General features: G+C 27.4%; 19 protein-coding genes and 1 CRISPR repeat array. Of the genes, 18 read left to right on the top strand and 1 reads right to left on the bottom strand.

The features are described 5' to 3' along the window. Positions 1-4 precede the first annotated feature (4 nt). On the top strand, positions 5-3091 hold the full coding sequence (locus BN2920_RS16910) for an efflux RND transporter permease subunit (RefSeq protein ID WP_058296150.1): 3087 nt from the start codon (positions 5-7) through the stop codon (positions 3089-3091). Positions 3092-3185: 94 nt separating this feature from the next. Here the strand turns inward: BN2920_RS16910 and BN2920_RS16905 are convergent, their stop codons facing one another. Beyond that, entirely contained in the window at positions 3186-4085 is a 900-nt protein-coding gene (locus BN2920_RS16905) for a LysR family transcriptional regulator (RefSeq protein WP_058296149.1), read from the bottom strand. A gap of 152 nt (positions 4086-4237) precedes the next feature. On the opposite strand from BN2920_RS16905, the gene BN2920_RS21520 reads away from it, so the two are divergent. From BN2920_RS21520 to BN2920_RS16820, 17 genes are all read left to right on the top strand, one after another. Continuing rightward, a complete protein-coding gene (locus tag BN2920_RS21520) occupies positions 4238-5197 on the top strand; it encodes an ABC transporter ATP-binding protein (RefSeq protein WP_058296148.1) in 960 nt (319 codons plus the stop codon). Positions 5198-5215: 18 nt separating this feature from the next. After that, the gene (locus tag BN2920_RS21515; protein WP_058296147.1) at positions 5216-6247 is read left to right on the top strand and encodes an ABC transporter substrate-binding protein; all 1032 of its coding nucleotides are present in this window, start codon (positions 5216-5218) and stop codon (positions 6245-6247) included. A gap of 32 nt (positions 6248-6279) precedes the next feature. Then, positions 6280-7953: an ABC transporter permease gene (locus tag BN2920_RS16890; RefSeq protein WP_058296146.1), complete on the top strand. Its 1674-nt coding sequence runs from the start codon at positions 6280-6282 to the stop codon at positions 7951-7953. Between the two features lie 21 nt (positions 7954-7974). Beyond that, positions 7975-9105: an MBL fold metallo-hydrolase gene (locus BN2920_RS16885; RefSeq protein WP_058296145.1), complete on the top strand. Its 1131-nt coding sequence runs from the start codon at positions 7975-7977 to the stop codon at positions 9103-9105. A 460-nt stretch (positions 9106-9565) separates the two neighbouring features. Then, complete coding sequence (gene cas6, locus BN2920_RS16880) at positions 9566-10258, top strand: CRISPR-associated endoribonuclease Cas6 (RefSeq protein WP_058296144.1); 693 nt, start codon at positions 9566-9568, stop codon at positions 10256-10258. 14 nt (positions 10259-10272) lie between these two features. Further along, entirely contained in the window at positions 10273-12021 is a 1749-nt protein-coding gene (locus BN2920_RS16875; protein ID WP_058296143.1) for a hypothetical protein, read from the top strand. Between the two features lies 1 nt (position 12022). After that, the gene (locus BN2920_RS16870) at positions 12023-12973 is read left to right on the top strand and encodes a type I CRISPR-associated protein Cas7 (RefSeq protein ID WP_058296142.1); all 951 of its coding nucleotides are present in this window, start codon (positions 12023-12025) and stop codon (positions 12971-12973) included. Positions 12974-12976: 3 nt separating this feature from the next. Next, positions 12977-13768, top strand: a complete 792-nt coding sequence (gene cas5b / locus BN2920_RS16865; RefSeq protein WP_058296141.1) for a type I-B CRISPR-associated protein Cas5b — start codon at positions 12977-12979, stop codon at positions 13766-13768. A gap of 107 nt (positions 13769-13875) precedes the next feature. Further along, positions 13876-16497, top strand: a complete 2622-nt coding sequence (locus BN2920_RS16860; protein ID WP_058296140.1) for a CRISPR-associated helicase/endonuclease Cas3 — start codon at positions 13876-13878, stop codon at positions 16495-16497. 98 nt (positions 16498-16595) lie between these two features. Then, positions 16596-17090, top strand: coding sequence for a CRISPR-associated protein Cas4 (cas4, locus tag BN2920_RS16855; protein WP_058296139.1), 495 nt, complete (start codon positions 16596-16598; stop codon positions 17088-17090). A 17-nt stretch (positions 17091-17107) separates the two neighbouring features. After that, on the top strand, positions 17108-18106 hold the full coding sequence (gene cas1b, locus BN2920_RS16850; RefSeq protein ID WP_058296138.1) for a type I-B CRISPR-associated endonuclease Cas1b: 999 nt from the start codon (positions 17108-17110) through the stop codon (positions 18104-18106). Next, complete coding sequence (cas2, locus tag BN2920_RS16845; protein WP_058296137.1) at positions 18106-18396, top strand: CRISPR-associated endonuclease Cas2; 291 nt, start codon at positions 18106-18108, stop codon at positions 18394-18396. The genes cas1b and cas2 overlap by 1 nt, the downstream gene beginning before the upstream one ends. 174 nt (positions 18397-18570) lie before the next feature. Next, positions 18571-20236: direct repeats of the CRISPR family, unit length 30 nt; unit sequence GATTAAGATTAACATGAGATGTATTTAAAT. 440 nt (positions 20237-20676) lie between these two features. Beyond that, positions 20677-21738, top strand: coding sequence for an iron-containing alcohol dehydrogenase family protein (locus BN2920_RS16840; RefSeq protein ID WP_058296136.1), 1062 nt, complete (start codon positions 20677-20679; stop codon positions 21736-21738). Between the two features lie 194 nt (positions 21739-21932). Then, positions 21933-22340, top strand: a complete 408-nt coding sequence (locus BN2920_RS16835; protein WP_058296135.1) for a PTS sugar transporter subunit IIB — start codon at positions 21933-21935, stop codon at positions 22338-22340. Positions 22341-22564: 224 nt separating this feature from the next. Then, positions 22565-23407 carry a MerR family transcriptional regulator gene (locus BN2920_RS16830; protein WP_058296134.1) on the top strand — a complete coding sequence of 281 codons (843 nt, stop codon included), beginning with the start codon at positions 22565-22567 and terminating at the stop codon, positions 23405-23407. A 111-nt stretch (positions 23408-23518) separates the two neighbouring features. Next, entirely contained in the window at positions 23519-24916 is a 1398-nt protein-coding gene (locus BN2920_RS16825; protein ID WP_083498844.1) for an MATE family efflux transporter, read from the top strand. Between the two features lie 236 nt (positions 24917-25152). After that, positions 25153-25911 carry a phage replisome organizer N-terminal domain-containing protein gene (locus BN2920_RS16820; protein ID WP_058296133.1) on the top strand — a complete coding sequence of 253 codons (759 nt, stop codon included), beginning with the start codon at positions 25153-25155 and terminating at the stop codon, positions 25909-25911. Positions 25912-25929 lie beyond the last annotated feature (18 nt).

Below are 25929 nucleotides of genomic sequence, written 5' to 3'. Positions count from 1 at the left end.
AAACATGAATATAGCAAATATTAGTATTAAAAAACCTGTCTTTATTACAGTTATAATGATGGTTCTCGCTATTCTAGGCTTTATCTCTTACGGCTCACTAGAACTTAATGATATGCCTGACACTGATCTACCTTATGTTACAGTTGTAGTTACAGAGCCAGGAGCAACACCGGAAACAATCGAAACAAAAGTAACAAAAAACGTAGAAGATGCAGTACAAAAGATTTCTGGAGTTCAGAATATAACTTCTACTGTAAGTGAAGGAATGTCGCAAACCATCATAGAATTTGATTTAAGTAAAGATGGTGAAGTGGCAGCACAAGAAGTTAGAGATAAGGTTTCGACTATTCGTGGAAATCTACCTACTGATATTAATGATCCGATTATTTCAAAGATTGATATGTCAGCAGCATCAATTGTATCTATTGCTGTTTATGGCTCAGATGACAATAAGGAAATATCAGACTTAGTAGAAGATGTGATAAAGCCTAAATTATATACAGTTTCTGGTGTTGGATCAATAGATGTATCAGGTGAGGATATAAGAGAAATTCACATAAAGTTAGATAATGATAAATTAGTAGCTTATGGTCTTACATCAGGTCAGGTTGTAAATAGCATTAAAACTGATAATATAGATCAATCAACCGGAAAGGTTATTGATGGGAATAATGAAGTTACTATTACAACAACTAGTAAAATAAAAAAAATAGAAGACTTTAAAAATATTTTAGTAACTAAAAAGAATGGTACAGAAATTAGATTAAAAGATGTTGCAAAGGTTGAAGATGGATTTGAAGAAAGAAGTAATAATGCGTTTTATCAAGGTAATGCAGCAATTGGTATTGATATAGTTAAGCAATCAGGTGCAAATACTGTTGAAGTAGCTCAAGGTGTTAAAAAGGCATTAGAGGAAATCAAAACTTCTTTACCTGAAGGCTTACATGTTGATATTGTTAGTGATAACTCAACAACAATAGAAGATACAGTAAATGATGTTATGAAGACTATTGTAGAAGGATGTATATTAGCTGTTATTATTGTATTCATATTCTTAAATGAATGGGAAAGTACAGTTATAAGTGCAATGTCTCTTCCAATTTCAATTATAACTACTTTTATTGGTCTTAAATTAATGAACTTTTCATTAAATTCAATGTCATTAATGGCATTATCACTGGCAGTAGGACTTTTAGTAGATGATGCTATAGTTGTTATAGAAAATATTGTACGGTATCTACACATGGGTAAGTCTCCACTTGAGGCAGCAGCAGAAGCTACTTCTGAAATTGGATTTGCAGTAATAGCAACGACTTTAGCCGTTATTGCAGTTTTTTTACCTATCGGTTTGGTAGAAGGAATAATGGGAAAATTTATTATTGAGTTTTCTTTGACAATTGTAATTAGTATGGCAGTTTCATTGTTTGTATCATTTACTCTTGTACCTATGATGGCATCTAAGATGCTTAAGTCAGAGAAAAAAGAGAATAAAACATTTATTGGTAAGTTTTTTGGATGGTTTAATAATAAATTTGATACTTTTGCTGAGAAATATTCACATTTGTTAGTTTTTACACTTCATCATAGATTGATAGTTTTAATTGGTGCTGTAGTTATGTTTGTAGCTAGCGTTGGCCTTACTGCCTTATTAGGTTTTAATATGATGCCTGCAACAGATCAAGGACAGATAACTGTTAGTGCTGATTTTGATTCTGGTATAACATTAGATGTTGCATCAAAAAAGACTAAACAACTTGAAGAAATAATTAAAAAGCACCCTGAAGTAGTATCTACTTATTCTACAGTAACTAAGAGTAGCACATCAATTAAAGTTGAATTAGTTGATAAAAATGACCGTGAATACAGTTCAAGAGATTTAGCTGAAACCCTTAGTACAGATTTGAAAGCTGTTCCGGGAACTGAAGTTGTAGTATCAGCAGCATCATCTGTTGGTAGTGGATCAAGTGATGTCTCCTTTAATATTGTTAGTGATGATAGAGAAAAGCTTAAAGAATTTGCAGACGAAATGAAAGCCGAAATATCTAAAGATCCAAGCGTAAGAGATGTAACTACTAATAGTAATGCAGGTACACCACAAGCACAAATTGTAGTAGATCGTGATAAAGCAGCAGATTTAGGTGTTAGTAGTTCAGATGTTGCAAGTACGTTAAGTATATTATTTAATGGTTCAGATGTAAGCAAATATGACAGTGGAGAAGATAGATATGATGTGAGAATATCATTAGAAGATGATGAACGTAACAATCTTGATAATCTCGATGAAATTTATGTTTCAGGTTCAAATAATCAACAGATTCCACTAAGCCAAGTTACTAAAAAGGTCATTGGAACAACTTCATCATCATTGAACAGATATAATAAGCAAGCACAAGTTCAGCTTTCTTTTAATGTTAACGGTAGTGTTGTAGGTGATGCACAAAGTAAGTATATGGCTATGATTCAAAGTAAAGCACCAGATGGTGTCGCATTATCTCTTGGAGGAACTAATGGAATGTTGCAAGATGGTTTAAGAAGTTTAATAACAGCAATGGCTCTTTCAGTTATATTATTATATTTGGTTATGGCAGCACAATTTGAAAGCTTTATTGATCCTATATCAATAATGTTCACTTTGCCACTTGCATTTATTGGAGCCGTACTAGGATTAATGGCCTTCGGAAGCCAACTAAGTATGATGGCTATGGTAGGACTAATAATGCTTTTTGGACTCGTTGCAAAAAATGGTATCTTGCTTGTAGATGCCGCCAAAGAGAGAATAGAAGCAGGTATGCCTAGAAATGAAGCGATAAAAGAAGCAGGGCTTGTAAGAATTAGACCAATAGTTATGACTACTTTAGCAATGATATTAGGTATGGTTCCTACAGCAGTAGCTACAGGAGCAGGTACAGAAATGCGTGCACCAATGGGTCAAGCAGTAATTGGAGGATTGATTACATCTACACTTTTAACATTATTTGTAGTACCAATTATGTACACCATACTTGATGATTTAAAAAGAAAAATTCATAAAATTTTTCATAGGAAATCTTCAAAGGTTGAGGTTGATGAAGAGTCAAAATTAACTTTATAGATATTATAAAATTGTAAAGAGACTATACTAAATTTAATTTTAGATAGTCTCTTTTAAATTTAATGGGTGCTATTTTTATGGTTTAATAGCGAAATCAAGGCAACTCAAAAGAAGATTTAAAGTAATCAATAAACTCTTTAACGACAGGAAGCATAACTCGTTCCTTATTATAAACTAAATAGATATTTCTTTGAAAACTGTTATTAAAAAGGTTCATATAAAGCAGTTTTTTATTTTTAATTTCTTCTTCAACGCAAATTAATGGGAGTACAGATATTCCAACATTATTAACAACCATACTTTTAATTATTTCAGTAGAACTTGCTTCTAAATAAGGATTTAAGATAATATTATTTTCTTTAGCCCATCTATTTGTAAGAGTTCCTGTTGTTGAATTTTTATCATGAAGAATAAAAGGTTGTTTGCTTATTATTTCTGAATTTATTTCACCATAATATTGTGCAAGATTGCTTTTAGGAGAATAAACAAGCACCATTTCATCGGTATCTATGTAATGAAATCCTAAATTATCAAAGTTTTTTTCTTCTGTTATTGATACTATACCTAAATCTAATTCAAATTTAGAGACCATTTCACAAATTATAGGAGCAGACAATGTGGTTAAAGAAATACGAAGGTTAGGGTATTTATTTTTAAAACCACTTAAAAATTTTGGTAATATGTATTTACTAGGTATCATACTTCCACCTAATTTAAAAGTACGCATTTCATTTAAACTGAATGATTTCATTAATTTTTCAGCATCTTTAGTAAGCAGGACTATTTTTTCAGCATAATGAAGAAGAGCCTCGCCTGCATCTGTTAAAAGAACTTTTCCAATATTGTGCTCAAATAATACAACTCCCATTTCATTTTCAAGATTCTTCATATGAAAAGTAACTGTAGGTTGTTTGATTCCTAGGTATTCACCACATTTGGTTATATTTTGATATTTATTTATACATATTAGTATTTCAGCTTGCTTAAAGTTCATTTTCACACCTCGTTATAGATAAAATCTATGAATAACTATATTTTATAATATTTTCTTTAACAGTGAGTTAACTTAAAGTAAATATTAAATTAAAATAAATAAAATATAATGTGAATTGTTAGCAAGAAAACTTTAAGAAGAGAGTGAGCTTTTTGAAAATTGTAATAAAAAATTTAAATAAGAGATTTGGAGATACTGTAGTATTGAAAAATATTAATGTGGAAATGAATAGTGGAGAATTTACCACAATATTAGGCCCATCAGGATGTGGAAAAACAACTCTTTTAAGAATCATATCTGGACTTGAAAATGCAGATAGTGGTGAGATTTATTTTGGAGATAAATGTATATTCAGCAGTGAGAAGAAAATAAATGTACAGACTCAAGATAGAAATTTAGGAATGGTTTTTCAAGACTTTGCATTATGGCCACATATGAATGTAAATAAGAATATAGGATTTCCACTTAAAACAAGGAAGAAAACAAATAACATAAATGAAGAAATAGAAAAATTATTAAGTATTGTAAGTTTAGATGGAATGGGAGAAAGATTTCCAAGCCAAATGTCAGGAGGACAGCAACAAAGGGTCGCTTTTGCAAGAGCTATTGCAGGTACTCCAGACATTGTACTTTTTGATGAACCTTTAAGCGCATTAGATGCAATTCTTAGAGATAAAATGAGAATTGAAATTTGTGCATTAACTACACAGATGAAGCTAACAAGCCTTTATGTAACTCATGATCAGCTTGAGGCAATGTCAATGTCAGACAGAATAATTGTTATGAGCAAAGGAGAAATACAACAAGTAGGAACGCCAGAGGAAATTTACAACAAGCCAAAAAACAAAACAGTAATGGAGTTTATAGGAAAATCAAATTGGCTCGAAGACAGTGCAATAAGACCAGAAAATATATCAATTAAAAATGAAGGTCAAGATATGAATTTAAAAGCAATAGTTAAAAATGTTGCATTCTTAGGAGAAAGATATGAAATTACTGCAAAGCTGGAAAGTGGAGCTGAATGGTTAATTTATCATAATAAGAGATTAGACATAGGAAACAAGATAAATCTATATTTTAACAGTGATTCTATAGTAAAAATAAGTAATTAATAAAGGAGAATTAGTGAAATGAAATTTAAACGTATAGGAGCTTTATTATTAACATTAAGTATTGGGGGAACCTTAATTGGCTGCGGTGGAAGCAGTAATAATAGCAGTGATAATGCGGGTACAGCACAAGAAGCTAAAAACTCAGGAAAAGTTGTAGTTTACACAGCAGGACCAGATGGACTTGCACAAAATATAGCAGATGCCTTTAAAGAAGAAACAGGAATTGAAATGGAAATATTCCAAGGAACAACTGGTAAAATATTAGCTAAATTAGAAGCAGAAAAATCAAATCCAATTGCAGATGTAGTAGTTCTTGCATCATGGCCAGCAGCAGTAGGAATGAAAAATGATGGATGGACATTAGCTTATGAAGATGCTAAAAATGCAGATAAACTTTATGATGGCTGGGTGGATGCAGACAAACATATTTTTGGATATTCAGGTTCAGCAGTAGGTATAGTTTATAATACTAACTTAGTTAAGAATCCAGGGCAGGATTGGAATGATTACTTAAGCGCAGATTATAAAGATTCATTAAACTTACCAGATCCATCATCATCAGGTTCAGCTATGGATTTAATATCAGGATATATGGAAAGCTTCGGTGAAGATGGTTGGAAGTACTTTGAGGGATTAAAGGGGAATGGAGCAGTAGTTGCAGGAGCTAATAAAGAAGCATTAGAACCAGTAATCACTGGAGCTAAAAAAGCTGTAATAGGTGGAGTTGACTATATGGCATATTCATCAAAAGCAAAGGGAGAGCCTATTGACATAATTTATCCTAAGAGCGGTACAGTTGTTAATCCAAGAACGGTTTCTATATTAAAAGATGCACCAAACATGGAAAATGCTAAAAAGGCAGTAGATTTCTTCTTATCAGATACAGCACAAAAGTTAGTTGATGAAGCCTATATAATTCCAGGTAGAAGTGATATTAAAAGTGAAACTCGCGCAAATTTAGAAGATATTAAATTATTGAACTATGATCTAAATACTATGGGAGAAAACGAAAAAGATAAGATTTCTAAGTTCCAACAAATATTTAATTAATAAAACAAGAGAGGAATAGGTAAGAGCAGATTATGAAAGAGTGTCTTAAAGGAAAGAAGATTATACAGATTATAATGCTCATAGCATTATCAATTTTAATAATAGTGCCAATATTACAGGTGTTTTTATATAGTGTCTTTCCAGCTGGAGGATTTGATATATTATCACCAATAAAGGTAATTAAGGAAAACAATTTAGGTAAGACATATATAAATACAATTACTTTAGGTTTTTATGTTGTAATATTTGCAAGTATTATTGCTTTTCCTGCTGCCTATATAATGGCAAAAACAAGCCTAAGAAGACATAAATGGATTGATATTGCGCTGCTTATTCCATTTATGACACCACCTTATATAGGTTCAATGGGATGGATAATGTTTTTGCAGCCAAATGGTTTTTTATATCAATTATTGCCTGTATCACAGGAATTAGAAAAAATATTATTTAGTTTATTTGGATTAGTTATGGTAATGGGATTTAATATTTTCCCATTCTTATATCTAATGATAAAAAATGCTTTATTAAATGTAAGTGAAAGCTTAAATGAAGCAGCAGCCATTAGTGGGGCCAAAAGTGGCAGAATACTAATGAAAATAACATTTCCGCTTATAATATCAGCTTATGTTATGGGGGCCATGCTTGTTTTTGTTAAAGCTATATCAGAGTTTGGAGCGCCTGCCACATTTGGAAGCAGAATAGGATTTAGGGTAGTTACAACAGATATTCATAAATATGTTTCCATGTGGCCTATAGATTTTGGAAGTGCAACATCAATTGCCTCATTACTATTAATAACTTGTTTAGCCTTTTGGTATCTTCAAAATGTAGTTAGCAGTAAATATACTTATGCTACAGTTGGCGGAAAAGGAATAAGAAGCAATCATAAAAAAAATGGACTGGTAAAAGGAATTTTTAGTTATTCATACATGGTGATAGTTCTTCTTATATCAGTAGGAATACCATACTTTTCAATAATAGCAACATCATTTATTAAAATAAGAGGAAATGGACTTCAAAAAGGAAACTTTACATTAGATCATTTTAAAGCAGTGCTTTCTTTAGGCTCTACTGGAATGAGTGCATTTACAAATAGCTTAATTATAGCACTTTTAACAGCAACAATATGTTCACTAATTGGAACAATAGTAGCAATTATTGTAGTTAAGCAAAAAGGGAAAATATCTAAAGTAATAGATGTAATAAGTTTAATGCCAAACAATGTTCCGGCAATAGTATTGGTAATTGGATTAATATTATTTTGGAATGCATCATGGAATAAGCTGCATGTATACAACACAATTTGGATGATAATAATAACATATATTGTATTTTTTATACCTTATTCAGTTCAATATGTTAAATCAAGCTTAGGTCAAATTGATAATAATTTATTAAGTGCAGGACAGGTTTGTGGAGCAAGTAAATTTGAGGTTTATATGAAAATAATAGTACCTCTTATAGCACCAGGAATAGTGGCAGGATGGGCAATGACATTTACTATAGCTTTTCGTGAATTAGTAGGAGCACTTATGGTTATGCCGCCATCTATGAAGGTTATATCTACATATATTTATTCTCAATTTGAGCAGGGGGATGCAGGTCAAGGAATGGCAATGGCTTTAATTTCAGTAATAATTACAACTGTAATACTTATTTTAGTTAATGTATTTTCAGATAAAAATAAAAAAGAAAAATTTAGTTAATAAATATGGAGAAATTAAAATATGAGTGGTTTAATGACAGTGGAGCCTTGGGGTGGAGTAAATGAGTATGGAAGAAACTGCTTTTATATAAAATGTGGTGATAAAAGAATTTTGCTAGATTGTGGTATACATAAAGGTACAAAAAAACTTCCAGATTTAAAAAAAGAAAAAGTACAATTATTAGATTACGTATTTTTAAGTCATAGCCATATAGATCATTATGGAGCAATTCATGAACTGTATAATTTAGGATATAAAAATAAAGTGTTCATGACTAAAGATACTAAAAAACAAATAAAAGATTACTTAGAAAATAATAAAAGCATACAAACAGAAATTATAGAAGAAGTATGTGAACCATTAGTATGGCATAAATTTGATGATTACATGTCAATATTATGGGGAAGAAATGGTCATGTGCAAGGTGCACTTTGGATAGCTATAAAGCTTGGAAAAGAAATATTGTTTTATTCTGGTGATTTTAATAAAGAAGCACAGCTTCTGCCACATGATAATCCTGTTGAAGCTTTAAGAGGGAGCATTATTAATAAAGGAATAATAGATATTGGAAGTGGCTGTTTAAATGAAACTTATTTTGATATTCTAGAAAGAGTGAAAATAGATATAAAAGATACTTTGATAAAAAATGGAAATATATTATTCTTGTCACACATATATGGAAAAGGAACAGAGATGTTCATATTACTACTTAAAGAACTAAGAAATGTAAAGTTTGTAGTTACAAAAGAGTTCTTTAAAGGCGTAGATGAGCTAGTAAAAATATCACCTAATATGGATATTAAAGAGTTTGAAAGCCTTAAAAGGAATGTAGAAATAATAGATGAATCATTTGATGTAAAAAATCTTAAAGATAATAGTAAAGTTTATTTTTGCGAAAATGTAACTGTTCAAATGGAATTAGAATATGATCTTCTTAATGAAATGCAGCTATATAAAGAAAATATGATTGTATTTACAAGTAAGCAGCCTAAAAATAGTATAGGAATACATTTGATAAACAATAAAGAAAATTTCAATGCCAATATTAAATATATAAATATAAAGGCTCATCAATCAAAGAAAGAAGCAGCAAATATGGCACAGGATATGGGAATTAAGGAGTGTATATATTTTCATTATGATAGGAAATAAAAAGATATTTTAATTATTAGATTTTGAATGATAAATTTTGCAAGAAACACTTGGTAAAATTTCAGAATAAAATTTTACCAAGTGTTTTTATAAAGAAATGGGTTTAATGCCTTGATTAGTGGAGGATTAAGCTCATTTATTTTTTATAAAGATAAATATAACAGTTACTTGGTAAATTTTTGTTAATGTGCTATTATTTCTAGTATAGAAGGATTTTTTGATTTTAAGAATGGCTAATTTTCGTTGGATTAAGATTAACATGAGATGTATTTAAATGAAGATACAAAGCAAGCTCTAAAAAATTACATGAACTTTTAAACATTAACACAATACAATAAGGATTTGTGTTAATGTTTTTTTTAATTTAAATTATAATAAATAATTTTGGAAAATAATAATTGTTTTTCATATATTTACAACAAAACGATAAAAGGGTAAAATTGTAAGTAGGAGGTGTAAAATGAAGGTATATGAGATAAAATTAAAGGTATTTATATTGAAAGATGTATTAATAAATGAAATGCAGTCAATCATAAGTGATTTTATAGATACATCTTTGGCGAAAGATGATGAATTATTAAAGATGCATAATGAAAATAAATTTAAAGGATATTGTTTTGACGGATTTTATCCAATAGAACAAAAAAAGGTGTATAAAAATGGTAATATATATACTTTAACATTAAGAACCATAAATAGAAATATTGGAGAATTCTTTAATAATAAGCTAGTAAATGAGTATAACAGTTACATTAAAGGGTTGACGAGTGAAATTAGAATATTACCTAAAAAGCACATTGATAAAATTTACTCCTTAACTCCAGTAATATTAAAAAATAATGAAGGGTATTGGAAAAATGTAATTTCACTTAAAGATTTTGAACGAAGATTAAAAGAAAATCTTATAAAAAAATATAACAGCACACAGAAAGAAAAAATAGATGAAGATTTTGAATTTTATACGACATTAGAATTTAAAAACAAAAAACCTATACCTAATGAGTATAAGGGAATAAAGCTCTTAGGAGATAAAATTTCATTAAATATCTGTGAAAATAAAATGGCACAAGATTTAGCTTATATGTGTTTGGGAACAGGATTATTAGAAATGAATGCACGAGGTTATGGATTCTGTAACTATCGATGGCTTTAAGGAGGTAGATTTTATTGCTTAAGGAATGTATTGAAGTATTTAAAAGTGATCTAGAGAATAACCGAAAAAGAATAATTCATGGATATGTTCCAGCAGATGGAACTTATGTAATCGTATCTCCTAAAGGAGAGTCATTTGAGATTAAAGATTATTTTGATATAAAAATAGATAAAAAGGAAAAGAAGCTTATTGGGATAACTAATGCAAATTTCCGTAATATATGTGAATTTGATTACAACAGTAAGCTTATAGATATGAACAAACCAATTGATGGTAAGAAAATAATACACAGCAATAATTATTTATCTTTTTTCATAAAGAAAGAAAGTTTAGAAAATGGAAAGTTAACACAAGAAATAATAGATAATTATTATGCAACATTGGAAGATCCAATTAAAAAGTATGAAAAGAATAAAAGGGCAGTTACACTATATAAGTCAGTTGAAGATGAAATAGGTAAAGTAGATACAGAAACAATAAAAAAAATTAGAACTTGGATTAAAGAAAATATTTTTAATCTTAATATAGAAATAAGCGGAAAAGATTATTTAAAGATATTTTTTGAATATCCAATAGGTGATTATATCAATGAAGGAAAAAGATATTTAATTCCTAACATATACAATAATAATGATTGCAATATTGAATTAAGTGAGAAAATATATGGACTTCCTAATAATAATATGGGACTTAATGCTAAAAAACCTTATTTAGAAAATAAAACAAGAAAAAATACATTTCCATATTTAATTGATGCTGAAGAAGTTCAAGTGCAAAAAGAATTTTTTGATTATCTTATAAATGAAGCTTCTATTGGTAGAGTCAATGTATTTGTAGATACAGAGAAGAAAACAATGGATATAAAAGAAAACAGTGAATTACCGGAAGATAATTTTAGTGGATTATTTTTGCGAATAAAAAAAGGTAAAGAAGTCGAAATACATGATTTTGATACTATTACAGCATATAAAAGCAATTTAAAAAAGAATTTAAATGTGAAGAATATTTTGAATTTAGATTTAGAAAAGTATCCTAATCAAAAGTATACTACATTAAAAAATAAAAGGGATGTTCAAAGTATATTAGATGAAGTGTTTTTTAGCAAGTATCTTATTAATAATTATTTTACAGATTCAGGTGATATGTCAATTAAGGATAGTGTATTAAAAAATAATATATTAATTTCAAGATATGCTATTTTTAACTGGATATATAAAGGAATTGAAAAAGGTTCGGGAAATGGTATTGTAGCTGTACTTGATAAAGTTTCGTTAAATATAATTAAAAATTCAATAAACAATGGATTTATATCAAAGGCAGCATATCAGTTTAACTTAAGATGGTCACTAAAAGAGTATTTTGAAGGAGGAGATAATATGGCAGATATAATTCAAGATATAAAATCAGCTTTGAGAGGCAAGATTAATAATAAGGATACGGATAAAATAGATAATGATAAAGAATATTACTTTGCAATAGGTCAGCTTGTAAGCTATTTGTTGTCAAAAAGTAAAGGAAAGAAAAAGCCACATTCATTGGCAAACCAATTTGTTAATTCAAAAAATAATGAAGATATTAAAGAGAAACTTAGAAAATTATATGTAAAGTATAGTTATGATCCAGATATTAATGGAAAAAGATTCAACAATTTATATGCAATGATAGTTGGTTATGTATCAGAAGGTAAAGTTGATAATGACTTGATGATAGCAGGATATTTAAATAGCAATTTAATTTATGAGAAAAATGAGGGGGAAAATTAGTATGGATAAAAGAGTGTATGGAGTATTAGGAATTTCATCTATTATGGCAAACTGGAATGCGGATTTTACAGGATATCCAAAGACAACATCTGATGGAACTACATTTGGAAGTGATAAAGCTTTAAAGTATCCAATGAAGAAAATGTGGGAGAATGAAGGAGAAAAAGTATTATATATAAAATCAATGAAACTTTCAGAAGGAAAAAAGGGAGAAGTTCAGTTAGTTCCAAGAGCTTTAAAGGAAAGATATGAACAAATATTTGACGTTAAAAATTTAAAAGATTGTAAAGATGCAAAAGAAGTATTAACTAATCTTTTTAATGCAATAGATGTTAAAAACTTTGGAGCTACATTTGCTGAAGAAGGAAATAACATTTCTATAACAGGTGCAGTTCAAATTGGACAAGGGTTTAATAAATATGAAGATACAAATCCAGAAGAACAACAGATTCTTTCACCATTTAGAGATGGTTCAAAAGATAATGCAAAACCTGATTCAGAAGAAGCTAAAAACTCTACTTTAGGAACAAAAATAGTAAGTAATGAAGCACATTACTTTTATCCATTTACAATAAATCCAGCAGCGTATAAAGAATTTAAAGAATTAGGTGTTACTGACGGATATACAGAAGAAGACTACATGAAATTTAAAAAAGCAGCTTTAGCTTCAGCAACTTCCTTTGCAACTAATTCTAAAATTGGCTGCGAAAATGAATTTGCTTTATTTGTAGAAACAGAAAAAGATCTATATCTTCCAAATCTTTCTGAATATATTGAATTCAGTAAAGATGAAGAGAAAAATACAATAAAAATAAAGTGTGATAAGCTAATTAAAGATGTATTAGATAAAGTTATAGCAGTAGAAATATATTTTAACCCATATAAAATTAATATTGAATCTAATATAAAAGGAGCAAAAATGTTTAATATATTTACACAAGCAGAGGTGTAAGCTATGAAGATTTTAAAATTTACTTTGAGTGGGAAAAGTGCTTTTTTTAAAAAGCCTGATGTAAATTCAAATTTATATTTTACCTATGGAAATGTTCATAAGATAGCATTAACAGGTATTTTTGGTGCAATACTAGGCTATGGTGGATATAATTCAATGAATATAAAAAGAATATTTAATAAAAAAAGCACTGAAAAAGATAAAGGAGAATTTCCAGAGTTTTATGAAAAGCTTAGGAACCTAAAAATATCAATAACTCCAAATGGTGAAAAAGGATTTATATCTAAAAAGGTTCAAGTTTTCAATAATTCTGTTGGATATGCATCAAAAGAACAAGGTGGAAATCTTATTGTTAAAGAACAATGGCTTGAAAATCCTTCATGGGATATTTATTTAATTATGGATAATGAAGAAAGTGAAAAGATTGCAAAGTCTATAGTTGAACATAAGTGTGTATATACTCCGTATTTAGGAAAGAATGATCATATAGCAGATATAGGTAGTATTGAAATTTTTAAAGAAGAACAAATTAAGATATTAAATGAAACAGAAAAATTAGATTGCTTATATTTAAAGAATGACTTTAGATTAAATATTGAGGAAGATGACTTTGATGATTTTTCTGATGATGATATTGAAGAAAAGTTTAAATATGAAGAAAAACTACCTTATGAGTTGGAGAAAAATACAAATATGTATATTGTGAAAAGTTTTGTGTATACAAATATTAATATAAAAAAATGTACTGATACAGAAATATATAATGTAAATGAAAAAAATATTGTGTTTTACTGATTTTCATTAAATAAGCTATTATATAAAATTCATATACCGGGTAAGAATATTTTATTAATTAGGAGGGGAAACCCTCCTTAAATTTTAAGTATAAAGGGAGGTCTGAAATGTATTTTGAAAAGAATATATGTATAAGTGTAAATGAGATTATAAGTGATAAACATGAATTTTACGCACATTTAAAAGAAAGTAGTAATTCTAATGAAGTTATAAGAAAAGAAACTTTAAAAGAACATACAGATTTATGTATAAAGTATTTTTGTAAAATATTTGATAATAAAAAATTGGAAAATATATTTTTGAATTTTGAAAATAATTTTTTTGATAATATGACTTATGATGGAAAAAGAATCTTTAGAAAATTATTAATTAATACTATAGCATTTCATGATATAGGGAAAATAAATCCTAGGTTCCAAATTATTAAGATGAAAAATCCATTAGGTGAAAACATAGAAGCTTTTTCATGTATAGATTCTGAACATTCAATATTATCAGCAGTATTATATATAGATTATTTTATAGAGGACATATTAGATTTATCCAAAGAAGATGGGAAATTAATATTACTAACTATTATGATGTTTAACGCATACACAATATGCAGGCATCATAGTGATTTAGGGGATTTTCATGAGTTTTTATATAAATTTAATGAAGATGAAAAATGTATGGATATTATTGATATTTTTAAAGATGAATATGTTGATATTTATAAAAAAGAATTTTCTTTAAGTAAAAATAAAATTACTAAAGTATGTAGGCATATTAAAAATAAATATTCAGCTGAAGCTGATAATGAAAAATCAATATATTTATATACATATGAAAGGCTTATGTATTCATTACTCGTAACATGTGATTTTTACGCTACATGTGAATTCATGAATAAAACTATTATAGATGAATTTGGAGAAATTTCAGATATAGGTGAGTTTTATGAAATTTACAAGGATACAGATGTTTATAAAAAAATAAGGGAGTATGAAGAAAATAAATATAGAAAAGATGGGGATTTAACAAAGGAAGAAGATATTAATGTTTTAAGAACCGAGATGTTTTTAGATGCTGAAAGAGAACTTTTTGAAAATATTAATGAAAATATTTATTTTTTAGAAGCACCAACTGGAAGCGGAAAGTCTAATACAGCATTTAATTTGAGTTTTAAATTATTTGAAGGAGATAAAAATTTAAAAAAGATATATTATGTGTATCCTTTTAATGCTTTGGTAGAACAGAATTTAAATGTTTTAAATAAGACATTTGAAAATAATGAAGCTGTATCAGATAAGATTGCAGTAATAAATTCGATTTACCCAATTAAAGAAGATAAAAAATATATAGAATATGATAGTAAAGAAAATATAAATAACGGTAAAAATGAAAAAGACTATGGCCATGAGTATTATGAAAGAGCTTTATTAAATAGGCAGTTTTTAAATTATCCAGTAATTTTAACTACTCATGTAAGTTTATTTAATATTATGTTTGGAGATAAAAAAGAAGATACTTTTTCATTTCATCAGCTTGCTAATAGTGTGATCGTTCTTGATGAAATACAAAGCTATAAAAATACTATATGGACAGAGATAATTTCATTTTTAAAGGGATTTGCAAAGATCTTAAATATCAAGGTAATTATTATGTCAGCAACTTTGCCAGATTTAAATATGCTTGCAGTTAATAAAAGTAATGTGTGCAATTTAATAAAGAATAGAGAAAAATATTTCAGTAATCTAAAATTTAAAGATAGGGTTATTGTTAATTATGATTTGATATATTCAGAAGCACCATTTGAATCATTATATGAGCATGTTTTAAAGAACTCTAAAAGAAATAAGAAAATATTAATTGAATTTATAAAGAAACAGAGCGCATATGATTTCTTTAAAAGACTCAATGAAGATGATTTAAATATTAATATACTTCTCATGACTGGTGATGATAATTCAATTGAAAGAAATAAAATTATTAATGCAATATCAAGTAAAGAGTGTGAGGAAAATGGTGTTATTTTAATTGCAACCCAGGTTATTGAAGTTGGTGTTGATATAGATATGGATATAGGGTATAAAGATATTTCAAAACTTGATAGTGATGAACAGTTTATGGGGAGAATAAACAGGTCATGTAAGAAAAGTGGAGAAGTATATTTCTTTAATTTAGACAGAGTAGATAAAATATATAAAGATGATTTCAGAGTAAATAAAGAATCTAGTCTTTTAGATAATGAAATGAGAAAAATCCTAAAAAATAAGAATTTTTATGAGTATTATGATAAAGTTTTAAAGTTGCTTAAAGAATCTAATAGTGCATTAAATGATGGAAATATAGAGAAGTTTTTTAAGGAAAATGTATGGATGCTTAATTTTAATAAAATTTCAGAGCGAATGAAACTTATAGAAGATGATAACTGGAGCATGTCTGTATATTTAGCAAGAAATATACATGAGAGTGAAGTAAATTTAGATGGTGAAAAAATTTGGAATGATTATAAATGGTTATTACAGGATAATAAAATGAATTTTTCAGAGAAACAGGTGAAATTATCAAATGTAAGAAGTAAGATGAACTATTTTATTTATGAAATAAGTAAAAATATGGACTTGCCATACAATGATAAGATTGGAGAGCTTTATTATATAGAAAATGGTGAAAAATATTTTGAAAATGGGAAACTAGATAAAGAAAAATTCAAGAATGAAGTTGGAATGTTTATAGATGTATAGAAACTTGTGGATAAGTTGTTTAATAAATTTATAAAGTTAGAAGAGGTTGAATTTCAAAGTATGAAAATAAATGAAAAGTTAATATGAGAGGAGAAATTATGAGAGTAAATGGTACATTAATAAATTATTATTTTCATTGCAAAAGACAATGTTATCTTCATGGAAATAGATTAAACTTAGAAGATAATAGTGAAATTGTTAAGATTGGAAAAGCGATTCATGAAGATAAAGCGGCTAAAAGTAATAATTCAGAAATTGAAATTGATAACATAAAACTAGATAAGTTAACAGCCGAATATCTTACAGAAATAAAAAAATCAGATGCAGATATGGAAGCAGGAAAATGGCAACTTTTATATTACCTAAAGATTTTAAAAAGCAAAGGCATCGTAAGAAAAGGTAAACTTGAATGCATTGAAAAGAATAAATCTGATAAAAAGGTGACTTATGTTGATTTAGATGAAGAAAGTGAAAAAGAGCTTGATAAATATGTAGAAGAAATAGAAAAATTAATTTTAAAGAATGAAATTCCAGATGTATTAAATAAACCTACCTGTAAAAAATGTGCATATTATGAATTCTGCTATATATAAAAGAAGGGGATGAAAATATGGGAAGTACAAGATATATATCATCAATGGGGGAATTAACAAGGAAAGATAATTCACTTTGTTTTAGAAAAGATGGAAAAAACGTCTATATACCAATTGAAAACACAAAAGAAATATATTGTTTAAATGAGATAAGTATTAATACTAAGTTGTTAGATTTCTTATCTCAAAATAATGTTGTTGTTCACTTTTTTAATTATTTTGAAGGTTATAGTGGAACATTTTATCCAAAGGCTCAGTATAATAGTGGAAAACTTATTGTAAAACAGGTAGAAAAGTATACTACAACTAGAATGGTAATAGCAAAAGCTATAGTTAAGGGGATAGGAATAAACATAAGAGAAGTCTTGTATCATTATTATAAACATGATAAGAAAGAAGTTAAAGGAACTTTAGACTGGATTAAGGAGGAATTTTTTGAAAGAGTAGATTTATCAAAAGATGTTAAAGAGCTAATGGCAGCAGAGGGAGAAGTATGGCAAAGATTTTATGGAGAGTTTAAAAACTTTTTGCCGGAAGACTTTATAATGAATAAGAGAGTAAAAAGACCACCAGATAATCCTATAAATGCACTTATTTCTTTTGGAAATACACTTTTATATACAAAAACCATTTCAGCTATTTATAGAACCCATCTTGATCAGAGGATAAGCTTTTTGCATGAACCCTCAGAAGGCAGATTTTCATTAAGTCTTGATATAAGTGAAGTCTTTAAGCCAGTAATAGTTTATAGAACAATATTTGATTTAGTTAATAATAAAAAACTAAAGGTGGATAAGCATTTTGACAAGAAAGTGAATTATTGTTTATTAAATGAAGAAGGAAGAAATATCTTTATTTCAGCATTTGAAGAAAGACTTGAAAGTGTGTTTAATCATCCAAAATTAAAAAGAAAAGTGACCTATAGAACAGCAATAAAACTTGATTGTTATAAATTAATAAAATACATAATGGAAGATAAAGAATTTGTTCCCTTCAGTTTAAAGGAGGGGATGTAGTGGGAAAAGTAACGAACTATAATTATGCATTTGTATTTTATGATGTTAATGAAAAAAGAGTTCAAAGAGTGTTTAAGGTTTGTAAGAAATACTTATCACATTTTCAAAAATCAGTCTTTAGGGGAGAAATGTCGCCGTCAAAATTAATTAGATTCAAAACAGAATTAAATAAAGTAATAGATAAAAATGAAGATTTTGTTTGTATAATAAAGCTTATGAATGATAATGTATTTGGTGAAGAAGTACTTGGATGTTCAGCCAATAATACAGGAGAAGATTTAATAATATAAATTTACCAGGTAGAAATTTTAGCTATCTTTGTTAAAGCTAGAAATGATGGGATATTTGATAGTTTTAACATATTTTTATCAGAAAAACTTCATTCCTTGGTAAATTTTTGGTGATGTGGTATTATTACTAGTATAGGGGAATTTTTGAAGTTTAAGAATGCCTAAATCGCGTTGGATTAAGATTAACATGAGATGTATTTAAATCAATCAAAATATTCCTTAAACTCTCTTTGAACTTTGATTAAGATTAACATGAGATGTATTTAAATCTCAATGTTGATTGAGATAAGTTTGCTTCTTTGCAGATTAAGATTAACATGAGATGTATTTAAATAATGATTCATGCTCCACAAACTGGGGACGTTGTTAAGGATTAAGATTAACATGAGATGTATTTAAATGAATCAGAGAGATTAGGATTAGACCATGTTCCTTAGATTAAGATTAACATGAGATGTATTTAAATTGAAGATAATAAAGCCTTAATTGATGGTGAATTAGTGATTAAGATTAACATGAGATGTATTTAAATTTGAGAAAATTAGCTGAACAATGGGGATGGAGTACAAGATTAAGATTAACATGAGATGTATTTAAATCTGCTATTGGAATAAGTGTAGGTAGTTGCACACCTAGATTAAGATTAACATGAGATGTATTTAAATACAATATAAGGTTCATCTTCAATCACAAATTTTTGGATTAAGATTAACATGAGATGTATTTAAATAACTATATTTCCTTACATTAAGCAATATGTTATGGAGATTAAGATTAACATGAGATGTATTTAAATGAAAAAGAACAATGGATTTCTAAAGAAGATACAGGAGATTAAGATTAACATGAGATGTATTTAAATAAAGGTTTATTAGCTGCATATATTACTATTTCATAAGATTAAGATTAACATGAGATGTATTTAAATAATAGTTGCGAACACATATTCGCATGTGGTATAAGATTAAGATTAACATGAGATGTATTTAAATAATGTGTATAGCAATGCCAATAGTGGTTCTAATAGATTAAGATTAACATGAGATGTATTTAAATTTATAATTAATCTGAATGTCACCGACTTTAATGGAGATTAAGATTAACATGAGATGTATTTAAATAATATAAAATCCCCAAGAGATGTTGAAAAATATGTTGATTAAGATTAACATGAGATGTATTTAAATTCATTAGCCAATTCCTTTAGAGATGATACAAGCTTTGATTAAGATTAACATGAGATGTATTTAAATTCTAAAACACCTTTTTGTCTTAATAATTTAATAGGATTAAGATTAACATGAGATGTATTTAAATTGGATTGGAAGATATAGACGAGGTGGAAGAAAATGATTAAGATTAACATGAGATGTATTTAAATTATCATTAAACTTAGAAATAAAATCCATAGGTATTCCGATTAAGATTAACATGAGATGTATTTAAATAGGTATTATTTCAAAAGATCTGTGGAATGAATGTGATTAAGATTAACATGAGATGTATTTAAATTCTTTTCTTCTATAGGTTAGGGAATAAACACCTTTAGATTAAGATTAACATGAGATGTATTTAAATACTTTAAGTGATTGGAAGAAAGGCCGTAGTACTCCGATTAAGATTAACATGAGATGTATTTAAATTTAGCCATATCCCACATTTCATAATGTACTGGTGCAGATTAAGATTAACATGAGATGTATTTAAATACAGGAGATTTTAAACGGATTTGAAGCGTAAGGAGGGATTAAGATTAACATGAGATGTATTTAAATACCAGCTCAAAGCCTGTATAAACAAATGGCGTTTCGATTAAGATTAACATGAAATGTATTTAATTTATAGAGTACGGAAAAGATTATTTTAATTTCTATATTTATTAAAAGAATTCGGAACAAAAAGATATATATTTTTAAAGATATGCTATGATATGCTTATATATAAAAAAATATTAAATAAAGTGAGGCCAGTTAAAAGGTTTATTTTTGACTGGTTTTACTTTATTTAAATTAATCTAATATAGCTATGATTTTAATATCTAAATTAGCTGGTTTTAGTATTTTTATGGTGATTATTATTTTATTCAGATAAGTCAATGGCAGATTTACAAAAGCAGCAGATTTTTAAAACGTAAAAATAATAAATTTATATTAAATAAAACATAAATTTTTTGAAAAGAATAAGTTAAGAAATAAAAATAACATTATGATTTATTTTTAATTTAATGTTAAACTTATATTAAGTATGGAAAATTTAGAAATATTTAAGGAGTAATTTATTATGAAGGATTCAACTCACAGAATAGCTATTCCTTCTATCTTAGAAGTTGGAAAAGGAAATATAAATAATGTAGGAATGTTAATTAAAAAAGCTATGTTCAAGAAAGTATCAATATGTTTTGGAGATGGCATATATGAACTTTTTGGGGAGACAATAGAAAAATCTTTAGGAGAAGCCAATATTGAGATAGCTAATGTAGAAACTATTTTCAATATAGATTTTAATGAAATCAGTACAAAAGCTTTTGAACTTCCAAATGATGTTGATGCGTTAATTGGAGTTGGTGGAGGAAAAGCTATAGATGCAGTAAAATACATGAGCTTTTTAAAAAAAATGCCCTTTATCAGCATACCAACTTCAACTTCTAATGATGGTTTTGCAAGTTCAGGAGCATCGCTTTTACTTAATGGAAGACGCATGTCACTGCCAGCTAAAACACCTTATGGAATAATTGTTGATATTGATGTGATTAAGGGAGCGCCTGAAAAATTTATTTATTCTGGTATTGGAGATTTAGTATCAAACATTACTGCTTTATATGACTGGAAATTTGAAGAGGAAAATGGAAAAACAATTATTGATGATTTTGCAACTATGATTTCAAAAAAAGCCGTAAATAGCTTTGTAAGAACAGAATTTAAAGGTATTAAAGATGATTTATTCTTAAAAGAATTAGTTGATTCTTTAACGTTAAATGGTATTTCTATGGAGATAGCAGGAGACAGTTCTCCAGCTTCAGGAGCTGAACATTTAATATCTCATGCTTTAGATAAATTTCTTGAAAAACCAGAACTTCATGGCGTACAGGTTGGAATTGCAACTTATATTATGGCTAAAGTTCAGAATCACAGATCAGAAAGAATAACAAAGATATTAAAAGAAACAGGATTTTTGGATTATGTTAAAACCTTAAAAATGAAAAAGGTAGATTTTAAAAAGGCAATAGATATGGCACCTTCAATAAAACCTAATAGATATACATATATTCATATCAATAAAAATCAAGATATTGCAAAAAATATTGTTGATACAGATGAAATTTTAAATTATATACTAATATAAGTAATTTAGATTTATCAGATGTTATCAATTTATAATAGTGAATAATACTAGAATTTATATAGCGTTGTTTTTAAGTTTTTATATAAAGATACTTTTAAAACAATGCTATTTTTATTTTTTATAAAAGCGTTTACATAAATAAGTTACAAGTTATATAATTATATTATAAATTAAGAAAAGTGGGGATTTTAATTATGATGAAAATATTAATTTGCTGTTTAGGTGGCTTTTCATCTAGTGCTATGACGAAGAAGGTTAAAAATGAAATAGAAGAAAAAGAGCTTCAGGATAAAATATCTGTAGAATTTGGACCATTTGCAAGTTCATATAAAATTATGAACAATTATGATGTAGTAATGGTTTGCCCTCATATAAAATACGAACTTCCAATGTTCATGAAAAATCATAAGAATATTGATGTTCCAATTTATATATTCCCACCTAAGATGTATGGGAATATGAAGGCAGAGGATATTTATGAAGATGCTTTAGATATAATTGAAGGATATAAAGAGACCAAAATGAATCCTTGGAATTTCCCAGGTGAGGAAAATATTATGATTGTGCAAAGATGTAGCAGCTATAGAAAATCAAGAAAATAATATATTATTTTTTAATGACCATGAATGATAAAACCATCATGGTCATTTTTGTTAATAAAGTTATGAATTTTATTGATAAATTTATATTTAGTGGAATAAATTGTGTATACTATATTTAATGTTATTATTTTTAATAATCATATAATTTATAAATATTTTGATTTAAAATGTACTTGATTAAATTTGTAAGAAATGTTTTTGGTTAAAGGGGAGATATATGAGAAATGATTAATAATAGAGAATATTATCAGATTGGGGATGTATCAAAAATATGCAATATATCAGTAAAAACATTAAGATATTATGATGAAATAGGTTTATTAAAGCCAAATAAAATTGATATACAAAGCAACTATAGATACTATACTAATGATCAATTGACTTTAGTTATTGTAATTAAACATTTTAAAGAAGCTGGATTTTCATTAAAAGAGATAAAGAAGCTTTTAGGAAGAGAGAATCTTGAATATAATGAGCAGAAAATAAAAGATAAATGCATTGAAATTGATAATAAAATAAATGATTTAATAAGAGTTAAAGAAAAATTGCAGTTTTGCATAAATATAAAACAAGAAAAAAGAGAAGAAGATACTTCAAATAAGCCTAAATTTGAAATAAAAGAGATACCAGTTTCTTATGTTGCTTACTTAAGAAGTGTTGGAGGTTCTAGTCAAAAAGAATTTTCAGTAAGGTACTGTAACCTTATTTCATTAATGGAGAAGAATAAATTTCATCTTATTAAAAATGTAATGGCAGTATATTATGATGATTGTATTGCTTTTGAGGATAAAGAGAAAACAGAATATGACATTGAGGTTTGTGCACCTGTTTCAGAAAATAAGGAGATACCAGGTCTTGTTAGAAAATTTGGAGGCTTTAAAGCTTTAACCACTATTCACTATGGAAGTTATAATAATATGATAGATACATATAGAAAAATGATTGAATATATTAATGAAAATAATTATGAAATTTGTGGACCAGCAGTTGATAATTATCTTGTGGACATAATAAGTACATGTGATGAAATGAATTATGTAACAGAATTAATAATTCCAATAAAATAAACAGTAATTCTCAATTATTATATAAAAGGGTATTAATTTAAATATGTATTGACTCTCCAGTTACTGGATGCTGTATTCTTTCAATTATGATATTTGAAAGAGGTGTTTATAATGATGGCAGAAAGTAAAAAAACATGTGATAATATGATGGAAAATGGCAACCTAGGGAATCTCATTATGAAGTTTGCTGTTCCGTGTGTAATAGCAATGGTAGTAAATTCGTTGTACAGCATAGTTGACCAGATTTTCATTGGTCAGGGAGTAGGTTATGTTGGTAATGCTGCTACTAATGTTACATTTCCATTAGTAGTTTTAGCAATAGGATTTTCACTACTTTTAGGTGATGGTGCTGCTGCTTTTTATAGTATTAAGCTAGGTGAAAACAATAAAGAAGAAGGCTCTAAGGCAATAGGAAATGCTATTTTATTATTAGGCGTCTTAGGGCTAATATTCCTAAGTGTTGGATATATATTTATAGAAAATATGCTTTGGAGCTTTGGAGCAACAGCTGCTAATATTTCTTATGCTTTGGATTATATGAAGATAATACTTATAGGATTTCCATTTATGATATTTGCATGTGGACTAAATTCAATAATACGTGCAGATGGAAGTCCAGAGTATTCAATGGCAGCTATGATTGTTGGTGCAGTAATTAATATTATATTAGATCCTATATTTATATTCATTTTTCATATGGGAGTTACAGGCGCTGCTATAGCTACAGTAATAGGACAGATTATATCATGTATTATTTCTGTAAGCTATATGAGAAAATTTAAGAATATAAACTTTAAAAGAAGTATTTTAAAGTTTGATAAAAATATCTCTAAGACAATAATGTCTTTTGGTATATCAAGCTTAATTACACAAGTTGCAGTTACATTAATAATAATAGTAAGCAATAATGCTTTGGCTTATTATGGAGCAGAATCTATTTATGGAAGTGATATACCTATAAGCTCAATGGGAATTGTAATGAAGGTTAATGAAATATTAATAAGTATAGTTATAGGGATTGCGGTAGGTGGACAGCCTATACTTGGATATAATTATGGTGCAAGAAATTTTAAGCGTGTAAAAGATACATATTTTATGATCATAAAAATAGCTACTATTGTATCTATATTAGGATTTATAAATTTTCAGTTTTTCCCTCAAAGTATAATTAATTTATTTGGTCAAAGTAGTTCATTGTATAATGAATTTGCATTAAAATCATTTAAGATATTTTTAATGTTATGTCCTTTTATAGGATTTGAGCTTACAACGTGTATTTTCTTTCAGGCAATAGGTGAACCTGTAAAAGCAATAATACTTACCTTATGCAAGCAGACATTTTTTATAATTCCATTAATGATAATACTTCCAAGATTTATTGGTGTTGAAGGAGTGCTATATGCTGGACCTTTTGCAGAAGGAATTTCAGTTTTATGTACATTGATTTTTACTGTATATGAAATGAATAAATTAAATAAAATAGATGAAGAATTAAAATTTAATGGATAATTATAATAAAAATATTAAATTCTTTTATTAGCATAAAGCTACTATAATTATAAAAATATAATAAAGAATAACCATGTATGATTTTTCGCCATTCATGGTTATTTTTTATGAATGTAGAATTTTGTTGTACGAAAGTTTGAATAAATTTTAAAGATTTTCCGTAATCTTCCCTTTTAAAGCATATATTCATTATAGAAAATTAATTAATGCTAAGGGAAGTTTAGGAGGAAATAGTAATGAAAGAAAGAAGAATTGTAAAAATTAAAACAAACATGCATGAGGATACAAAATTTAAAATAATAGATACTATGGAAGAAAGAGATCTTATTCATTATGCATGGATTAGAATTATAACACTTGCGGGCAAGGTAAATAGAGAAGGCGAGCTTTATATGTCAAGTAATATTCCATATACAGTGAAGACATTAGCCTTAGAGTTTAATAGAAGTACAGAAAAGATAAAATTAGCTTTAGATGTCTTTGTTGAATTAGAAATGGTCGAAGTAAATGAAGAGAGCGTATATGTAGTTAAAAATTTTGTTAAGCATCAAAATATAAAGACAAAGCAAAAGGATACAGAGGTTAAACAAGATACTAAAAATAGAAATAAATCTGAAATTTTAAATTTAGATAATGATACAAGCAATAATGAAGATATAAGTATAGAAAATGAAATTGACAATATTAACATAAATAGTATTAGCAAATCTATAAATGGATTAGATGATAAAAATAATAGAAATATAGAAAACAATAATACAATTTTAAAGAAGCTTTATATTGAGGAAAATAAAAAGCATGATTTAAGTAATGATATTATAAAGAAAGAAAATAATAAGAAATGCACTGAAAAGAAAAAATCTCCACATAAAAGTAAAAGTTCATCATTAAATATGGAGGAGGAAGATGATGATAAATATTTAGTTAAATTTTATGATAAAGAACCAGAACTTGCTGAAGGAGAGCGGGTAATACAGTCTTGGAATTTTTCATAAGGCATTTTTTGAAGCTAG

It is taken from the genome of Clostridium neonatale (assembly GCF_001458595.1).
Taxonomy (GTDB): Bacteria; Bacillota; Clostridia; order Clostridiales; family Clostridiaceae; genus Clostridium; species Clostridium neonatale.
The sequence above is the reverse complement of the archived record's forward strand: the minus strand, read 5'-3'. Positions and strand labels throughout refer to the sequence as shown.